Here is a 5,811-nt window from a genome sequence, read left to right as displayed (position 1 = left end):
GCCGTATGGGTACAGGCGCGGAGGGAGCGACCCGAGCGCAGAGGTCAGCAGGGGGGTGAAGACGAGACCGAGGCCGAGATTCAGGCCCAGGTGGACAGCGATGACCCAACCGACGGTGGTGCCGGCGTCGAAGGTCGCCATGCCCCAGAGCGAGCCTGCGGCGATGACCATACCCGGAATGACCAGCGGCGTCGGACCGAACCTGTCGAACGCGTTTCCCACGAAAGGCGCCATCACGCCCATGAGCACGCCGCCGGGGAGCAGCATCAGACCGACGCTGAGGACGTTTAGCCCGAGCACCTGCTGCAGGTAGATCGGGAGAAGGATCAGCGAACCGAACAGGCTTGCCATGACGATGACCACGAGCACGACAGCGAGGCTGAACGTCTTGCTCTGGAACGTGCGCAGGTCCAGGAGTGCGCCGTCCACCTTCTGCAGCTGAAGCTGACGCAAGACGAACGCGACGAGAGACACGCTGCCCACGACCAGCGGAATCCATATCGGCACGGGCGCTTCACCGGCGGCGGCCTCACCGATACTGCTGAGGCCGAAGATCAGTCCGCCGAATCCGACGGCAGAAAGTACGACGGAGAGTACGTCGAAGCGCGCGTCTGGGCGGGTCTTCGTGACGTTGCGCACCCATACCGCTCCGAGGGCGAGCGCGATGAGAGCGATGGGAAGGACCGACCAGAAGAGGAAGTGCCAGGTCGCGATGGAGAGGATGAGCCCGGAGACCGTCGGGCCGACCGCGGGGGCAACCGCGATGACGATCGTGATGACGCCCATCATCCGTCCTCGATGTGAAGCGGGCACGATGGTGAGCACCGTCGTGAACAGCAGCGGCATCATGATCGCTGTTCCCGACGCCTGAACGATTCGGCCGGCGAGGAGCACCTCGAACGTGGGTGCCAGTGCACCGATGAGCGTGCCCGTGGAGAAGAGGATCATCGCGGCGAAGAACACGTTGCGCAGCGGGAAGCGCTCGAGCAGGAAGCCCGTCAGGGGAATGACGACGGCCATCGTCAGCAGGAATCCGGTCGTCAGCCACTGGCCGGTCGCTGCGGTAACGCCGAGATCTTCCATGATGGGGGTCAACGCAACGCCCATGACGGTCTCGTTGAGGATGACAACGAACGCGGCGATGACGAGGAGCGCGATGACCGGTCCGGCCTTCACGGCGGGGGTCGTCGGTGTGGACGCGGTTTCGGGCGGTGAATCCTGCAGAGTCAAGAGGTTCCTTCGGGTGGAGCGGGGACGCGGCCGGTTGTCGTCGAGGTCATACGTCGAGCCACGAAGCGCCGGGGCAGCACAGAACGGCGCGAAAGTCGCGGACTACGACCGTAACCGCGCCCACCGACGTCGCATTCCCGAGGGGGACATCGATCTCAGGCCTCACCGCGCCCGATCCGGCGTCCGTGGGCCGGATTAGGCTGAGCGGATGAGCATGCCACGCGGGGGCTTCGGTGGGGGCCTGACCCGCGGGGTGGACGCCGACGCGCAACGCGAACGCAATGCCGACGCCCCCGACATCCCGAACCTGGGGCACCGCATCGTCGCTCTCTTCCGGCCGTATCGTGCTCGCCTGAGCGTCACCGCCGCGCTGGTCGTCGTCAGCGCCGCGATCGGTGTCGTGCCCGCGCTCATCATCGAGGTCATCTTCGACTCGGCCCTGTTCCCGGCGGGTGATGGCGGGCCGAACCTCGGCCTCCTCCTCGAGCTCGTGGCGCTCATGATCGGCCTGTTCGTGGCATCCGCGGGTCTGAACGTGCTGCAGTCCTGGCTCACCTCGACCGTCGGCAACCGCGTCACGGGAGATCTGCGGGTGCGCCTCTTCACACACCTGCAGGCGATGGACCTGTCGTTCTTCACGCGCACGAAGACCGGCGTGATCCAGTCGCGGCTGCAGAACGACGTCGGTGGGGTCGCGAGCGTACTGACCAACACATTCACGAGCATCCTCGGCAACACCGTCACGGTGATCGCCTCGGTCGTCGCGATGGTGATGATCGACTGGCGCCTCACCCTCATCGCCCTCGGGCTGCTGCCCGGCCTCGTTTTCGTGCAGCGCCGCGTCGGCCAGGTGCGTGCCAAGATCGCCGCCGAGACGCAGGAGTCGCTGTCGCAGCTGACGGCCATCACGCAAGAGACGCTCTCGGTTTCCGGCATCCTGCTCGCGAAGGCGTTCCACCGGCAGAGCGCCGAGATCGAGCGCTACACGGTCGAGAACGGCAACCAGGTCGTGCTGCAAGTGCGGCAGGCGATGTCGGGGCAGTGGTTCTTCGGGATCGTCAGCATCATCATGTCGTCGGTGCCGGCGATCATCTACCTCGTCGCGGGTCTGCTGATCACAGGCGGCAGCGCGGACATATCGGCGGGCGTGATCGTCGCTTTCACGACCGTGCAGGCCCGCCTCCTGTTCCCGCTGATGGCCCTCATGCGCGTGGCGCTCGATCTGCAGACGTCCCGTGCGCTCTTCGCGCGCATTTTCGAATACCTCGATCTCGACCCCGCGATCACGGAATCGCCCGCGGCGACGGATGTCGAAGCCGCCCCGGGTCCGCTCGGGCGGGTCGAATTCCGCGATGTGACTTTCCGCTATCCCGACGCGGCCGGCACGACGCGGCCGACGCTCGACCGTGTGTCGTTCGTCGCCGAACCCGGCCAGCATGTTGCGTTCGTCGGGCCGAGCGGGGCAGGTAAGACGACCATCTTGTACCTGGCGCCGCGGCTGTACGAGGCATCCTCCGGTTCCGTCCTGTTCGCGGGCGCCGACGTGCGCGACCTGCGCCAGGCGTCGATCATCGAGAACATCGGGATCGTTTCGCAAGAGACGTACCTGTTCCACGCCACGGTCCGCGAGAACCTGGCGTACGCCAAGCCCGACGCGACGCAGCCCGAACTCGAAGACGCCTGCCGTGCCGCGAACATCCACCACGTGATCGAGGGTTTCGCCGACGGGTACGACACGATCGTGGGGGAGCGCGGCTACCGGCTCTCGGGTGGCGAGAAGCAGCGGATCGCGATCGCGCGGGTGCTGCTGAAGGATCCGCCCGTGCTGCTGCTCGACGAAGCGACGAGTGCCCTCGACACCGTTTCGGAACGGGTCGTGCAACGCGCACTGGATGCCGCGGCTCGCGGTCGCACCACGTTGTCGATCGCGCACCGCCTCTCGACCGTGGTCGGGGCCGATGTCATTCACGTCGTCGAGGCCGGTCGCATCGTCGAGAGCGGGACGCATGCCGACTTGATGGCCGATGGTGGGCTGTACGCCGAATTGGCCATGCGTCAGGTCGAGGCATCCAACGGCCTCGCCTGAGGGTGCGGCCGTCCGTTCGGTCCGCTCACACGTCCGTGCGCGTGACCCCGGCGGCAGGCAGAAGGATGCCGTCGATCAGCGCGATCTGATACTCGCGGTCGATGGGCTTCCGCTCGACCAGCCCGCGAAACGCCGCCATCGCGGGTAGGAGCTCGGCGAGAGCGGCCAGATCCGCGTCGGCTCGGACCTCACCGCGTGCGAGCGCGCGTTCCAGTAAACCGCGGATCGCCGCGATACGCGGTGCCATGAGCACGGCGCTCGCGGCATCGGTGAGGTCGGGCTCGCGGGTGAGGAGCGCCGCGACCCCCGCCATCACGCGCAGGCGTCGCTCCGCATCTTCCGCGGTGCGGGATGTGATCATGCCGATGAGGTCGCCCCGGAGGGTGCCCGTGTCGGGCAACTTGTCGGGGGAGAGGTCCGCCGCCTTCATGCATCCGATCGCATCCAGAACGAGCTCAGCCTTCGAGGGCCACCGTCGGTAGAGGGTCGCTTTGCCGGCTTTTGCGCGAGTCGCGACCATGTCGATCGTCATGCCGTCGAATCCCTCTTCGGCGAGGATGTCGATCGCCGCCTGCAGAATCTCGGGGTCTCGGGAGTGGTCCCTCTTGCGGCCCGGGCGGGGCGCCGCACCATCGGCGGCGGCTGCGGGCTGCGTCATCGCGGTCCTTTCCTGTTATCGGGGCTCGCCTGGGATGCTGCGCGGTCGTTCGACTGCCGTTACCCATTCTAATCCAGAACGTTTGGTATCCGGAACGGATGATTCTCGTATATGGTTTCGGCATGCCACAGACTTCCTCCTCCACGAACGGTGTTCAGCCGGCGGTCGCGCCCTCGTCCCGCCGGTGGTGGACACTCGCGACGGTCGGGCTCGCGCAGCTGATGGTCGTGCTCGACGCCACCGTCGTGAACATCGCCCTCCCGGCCGCGCAGGCCGACCTCGGCTTCTCGAACGGTGACCGCCAGTGGGTCGTCACGGCATACGCCCTTGCGTTCGGCAGTCTGCTGCTGTTGGGCGGCCGGCTCTCCGACCTGATCGGGCGCAAGCGCACGTTCATCATCGGCCTCGTCGGATTCGCGCTCGCGTCTGCGCTCGGCGGTGCAGCGCCGACGTTCGGGGTTCTCGTCGGGGCCCGTGCTCTGCAGGGTGTCTTCGCCGCCATGCTCGCCCCCACGGCGCTCGCCATGCTGACGACGACCTTCACGATCCCGCGCGAACGCGCCCGTGCTTTCGGAGTGTTCGGGGCGATCGCCGGAGCCGGGGGAGCGATCGGGCTGCTCCTCGGCGGGTTCCTCACCGAGTACTTCGACTGGCGCTGGAACCTCTACATCAACGTCTTCATCGCCCTCGTCGCGATCGTCGGGGCGATCCTCTTCGTCGGGCACGTGACCCGCACGGGCCCCCGTCCGACCCTGGACATCCCCGGCACGCTCGCCGTATCGGGTGCCCTGTTCCTGCTCGTATACGGGTTCTCGAACGCCGAGACGGATGGCTGGGACTCGCCCCTGTCATGGGGGATGCTGGCGGGCTCGGGAGTCTTGCTCGTCGTCTTCGTGCTGTGGCAGCACCGTTCGCGTCACCCGCTCCTGCCACTGCCGATCGTGCTGGACCGCAACCGCGGTGCGTCCTACATCTCCGTGCTGATCGCGGGCGCCGGGATGTTCGGTGTCTTCCTCTTCGTCACCTATTACCTGCAGGTCTCGCTCGGGTATTCGGCGATGCAGACGGGGCTGTCGTTCCTGCCCATGATCGTGATGCTGGTGCTTGCGGCTCAGCTCTCGACGAATATCTTCCTGCCGCGATTCGGACCGAAGATCATCGTGCCGATCGGGATGATCTTCGGGGTGATCGCGATGATTCTCCTCACCCGGCTCGGCCACGACAGCGGTTTCGTCAGCGACATCCTGCCTGCCCTGATGGTGATGGGGCTCGCGATGGGATCGATCATGCCCGGGGCGATGCAGACGGCGACGCTCGGAGTGGACCCGCAGTTCGCGGGAGTCGCCTCGGCAATGGTCAACACCAGCCAGCAGGTCGGCGGCTCGATCGGCACCGCCCTGCTGAATACCCTGGCCGCGACGGCCCTGACCGCGTATGTGGCGGCCAACGCGCCGGAGAGCCCGGAGGTGCTCGCCGAGGCCGCCATCCACAGCTACACCGTGGCGTATTGGTGGGGCGCGGGCTTCTTCGCGATCGGGTTCGTGATCGCCGCGCTGCTCTACCGCCGCCGCGGTGACGGCATCTCGCTGGCACACGGGCGTCCGGGCGCGACGGCGGCCGAGCCGGTCATCGCGCACTGACCGGAGTGCGCGGCGGGGCGTCGTTTCGTCTCGCTGCGCTCGCTCACCGACCGGCGGGGCTACCAGAGCGATGCCGCGTCGATGATGATCGCGGTCTCACGGCCCACGTGCCCGCGGGTGGATTCATCGGCCACGTCCCAGACCTCACGGACGAACGCCCCGAGGGGGCGGCGATAGGCATCTTCCGGGTGCTCGCG

The 5,811-nt window shown here is 67.2% G+C and carries 4 protein-coding genes; 2 read left to right on the top strand and 2 right to left on the bottom strand.

The window, feature by feature from the left end; translation table 11 throughout:
* Positions 1–1,230 (bottom strand): DHA2 family efflux MFS transporter permease subunit (locus tag MIC448_RS13260; protein WP_051513885.1); only part of this gene is annotated, 1,230 nt, incomplete at its 3' end.
* A 208-nt stretch (positions 1,231–1,438) separates the two neighbouring features.
* Here MIC448_RS13260 and MIC448_RS13255 point away from each other — a divergent pair.
* Positions 1,439–3,316: an ABC transporter ATP-binding protein gene (locus MIC448_RS13255; RefSeq protein WP_036300602.1), complete on the top strand. Its 1,878-nt coding sequence runs from the start codon at positions 1,439–1,441 to the stop codon at positions 3,314–3,316.
* Between the two features lie 25 nt (positions 3,317–3,341).
* Here MIC448_RS13255 and MIC448_RS13250 read toward each other — a convergent pair whose 3' ends face one another.
* Positions 3,342–3,974 carry a TetR/AcrR family transcriptional regulator gene (locus MIC448_RS13250; protein WP_036300601.1) on the bottom strand — a complete coding sequence of 211 codons (633 nt, stop codon included), beginning with the start codon at positions 3,972–3,974 and terminating at the stop codon, positions 3,342–3,344.
* Positions 3,975–4,096: 122 nt separating this feature from the next.
* Here MIC448_RS13250 and MIC448_RS13245 point away from each other — a divergent pair, with 122 nt between their 5' ends.
* Positions 4,097–5,614, top strand: a complete 1,518-nt coding sequence (locus tag MIC448_RS13245; protein WP_051513882.1) for an MFS transporter — start codon at positions 4,097–4,099, stop codon at positions 5,612–5,614.
* Positions 5,615–5,811: the final 197 nt, after the last annotated feature.

The organism is Microbacterium sp. C448, from assembly GCF_000582705.2.
Classification (GTDB): Bacteria; Actinomycetota; Actinomycetes; order Actinomycetales; family Microbacteriaceae; genus Microbacterium; species Microbacterium lacus_A.
Note: the sequence above shows the minus strand (reverse complement) of the source record. Positions and strands in the feature narration are given on the sequence as shown.